Source organism: Streptomyces cahuitamycinicus, from assembly GCF_002891435.1.
Lineage (GTDB): Bacteria > Actinomycetota > Actinomycetes > Streptomycetales > Streptomycetaceae > Streptomyces > Streptomyces cahuitamycinicus.
Map to the genome: position 1 here is coordinate 1 of NZ_POUC01000717.1, position 2,455 is coordinate 2,455.

The window sequence follows — 2,455 nt, forward strand, 5'->3', positions numbered from 1 at the left end:
CCCCCCGGGGCGTCCGAGGGTGTGCCGAAGTCGATGACCAGGGCCACCCGCTTCCTGCCCTCCCGCGCGGGCGTCTTCGCACAGATCGACGCGAAGCCGGCCGTGCCGCGCGGCCGGACCGCGCTCGCGGAGTCCTCGCTCACCGCGAAGCGGAAGCCCTGGACGTCGCCGTCGGAGGGGCGGGCCAGGGACGGGCCCTGGGTGGCGTAGACCCAGCGGTCGGCGTCGCGCTCCCAGAACGACCAGTACCGGTAACCGGCGGCCTGGGCCTGGCCCGCCCCCGCGCACAGCAGGAGCGCGGCCAGGAGGAGGAGAAGGGCCCTGCGGATCACAGCTGCCGCTGCTTCTTGCGGCCGGTGAACAGGAACCCGATGCCGATGCCGGCGACCAGGCAGACGCCGACGTACCACCAGACCCCGAAGAAGTCCGAGCCGGAGTCCTCCTTCTCGTCCGAGGCCTTTGTCTTGGTCTTCTCGGCGGCCTGAGGGGCCGGGCCCTCCGCGCCCAACTGCTTGACGAGGTCCGCGCCGCCGAAGTCACGCGGGTTCGTGCCCGTCGCGTGGGCGGCGAAGACCAGCTGAGCGTAGGCGGCCGGGCCGCTCTGCGCGGCCCAGGACGCGGAGTTCTTCTCCAGCCACCGCACGGCCTTCTCCGCCTGCTCGGTGTCCCCCCGCGCGGCGAGCGCGACGGCCGCGTCGGCGGTGTTGCCGAAGTCGGGCTGCGGCTCGGCACCGGCCAGGGCGGACATGAGGTGGTTGCCGTCCTCGGCGAGGGCGGCGGTGAGGTAGCCCGCGCCGTTCGCCGCCGCCTGCTGTGGCGTCGCGGCCTTCTCGCAGGTCGCGTCGGACTTCTCGCCGGACTTCTCGCCGGGTTCGACGACCATGCCCTTGCCCAGCGAGCCGAGCACACCGGCCGCCGTGGCGTCCGCGTTGGCGGCGAGCTTGCCCTTCTTGTCCGGCTGGAACGCGAAGGCGCCGTCGCCGTCCCCGCCACACGGCAGGGCGAGCTTCAGCAGCGCGTCGTGGGGCGACCTGCCGTCCTTCTCGACCTGCTCCGGCTTCTCGCCCGCGGCGGCGAGCGCGCCTATGACGACCGACGTCGAGTTGGTGTCGCTGGCCCCGCCGGGCGAGTAGCCCCAGCCGCCGTCCTCGTTCTGGACGGACTTCAGCCAGCCGACGGCCTTGCGCGTGGTGTCGTCGTGCCCGCCGAGCGCGGCCAGGGCCTGCACGGCCGCCGACGTGGCGTTGGTGTCGAGCATGGTTTTGGCGTCGCACGCGGTGGTGGGATCGGAGCGGTAGGAGGCGAAGCCGCCGTCCTCGCACTGCTGCCGTGTCAGCCACTCCACGGACTTCGCCGCCGGCTTCACACCCACGGTGTCCTGCGCGAGCAGCGCGAGCGACTGACGCCAGACGCCGTCGAACTTCGGGTCCTTGTCGCCGTACAGGGCGGAGGGGAACGCCTGGGACGGTGACGGGGACGGGTCGGCGGCGGCCGGGGTGGCGGCGCCGATCACGGCGACGGCGGCCAGGACCGCGGCGCTGCGGCGGACGTTCATGATCGGCGGGTGCCTCTCCCTGTGGGGGAGCCGGGCAGCACGGGACATCCCGGCGGCTCGGCTCCGTATACCTCGACGGTGCCGCGCACCGGCGGTCTGCCGGGCACGTGAGCCGGTCACGAAACCGTACGAAGCGATCCGGCTCACCGCCGCGGTGGACGGTTTCACGGTTGCGGGTCAGCGCCGGAATTGCACCGGCTTCCCCCCGTACGGTGTGATGACGACCCGCTTACTGTACCTGCACGTGAAATCCGGCCGAGGGGGCGGCCGGGCCGCCACCGGGGTGCCGACGTGCCCCGCCGTCGGCCCGGCCGATGCCCCCCTACCTCGCGTTGCCCTGCGCTTGCGCCGTCTTCACGCCGCCGCGTACGTCACCGGGTCGCTCCCCGGCACCGCCTCCGCCCGGCCCAGCTTCACCAGCCGCCGCAGATGCGCCTCGGCCTCCGAGACGGCGATGGTGCGGGAACCGTACGGGATCTGGTCCCAGGGGCGGTTCCACTCCATGCGCTCGGCGAGCTGCCAGGGGGTGAGGGGCTCGGCGAGCAGAGCGAGCAGGGCGGTCAGACGGGACTCGTGGTGGGTGAGCAACTCGCGTACGCGGGCGGCGGCGTCGGGGAACGGGTGCTGGTGGGCCGGGAGGACCTCGGCGGGGGCCAGTCGGCCGACGCGCTCCAGGGAGTCGAGGTAGTCGCCCAGGGGGTCGGTGACAGTGGTGTCTTCGGGGTCCTCGTACAGGCCGATGTGCGGGGTGATGCCGGGCAGCAGGTGGTCGCCGGAGAACAGGCGGCCACGGCCCGGGAGCTGGGCCGGGTGGGTCTCCTCCAGGTGGAGGCATACGTGGCCCGGTGTGTGCCCCGGGGTCCAGATCGCGCGCAGGCGGCGGCCGGGCAGCTCCAGGAG

The 2,455-nt window shown here is 73.6% G+C and carries 3 protein-coding genes; all 3 read right to left on the minus strand.

Going from position 1 to position 2,455, the window contains the following annotated elements:
* On the minus strand, nt 1-332 hold a 332-nt coding region (locus C1J00_RS41995; RefSeq protein WP_245936725.1), incomplete at its 3' end, for an SCO2322 family protein.
* The gene (locus C1J00_RS42000) at nt 329-1,555 is read right to left on the minus strand and encodes an SCO2321 family membrane protein (RefSeq protein WP_102914063.1); all 1,227 of its coding nucleotides are present in this window, start codon (nt 1,553-1,555) and stop codon (nt 329-331) included. The genes C1J00_RS41995 and C1J00_RS42000, both read right to left, overlap by 4 nt.
* Nucleotides 1,556-1,909: 354 nt before the next feature.
* Nucleotides 1,910-2,455: MBL fold metallo-hydrolase (locus tag C1J00_RS42005; protein ID WP_146046387.1), on the minus strand; the 546-nt coding region annotated here is incomplete at its 5' end.

What these genes read in the sequence shown, in the direction of transcription:
- C1J00_RS42000 (WP_102914063.1), bottom strand. Translation starts at nt 1,555, where the DNA reads ATGAACGTCCGCCGCAGCGCCGCGGTCCTGGCCGCCGTCGCCGTGATC.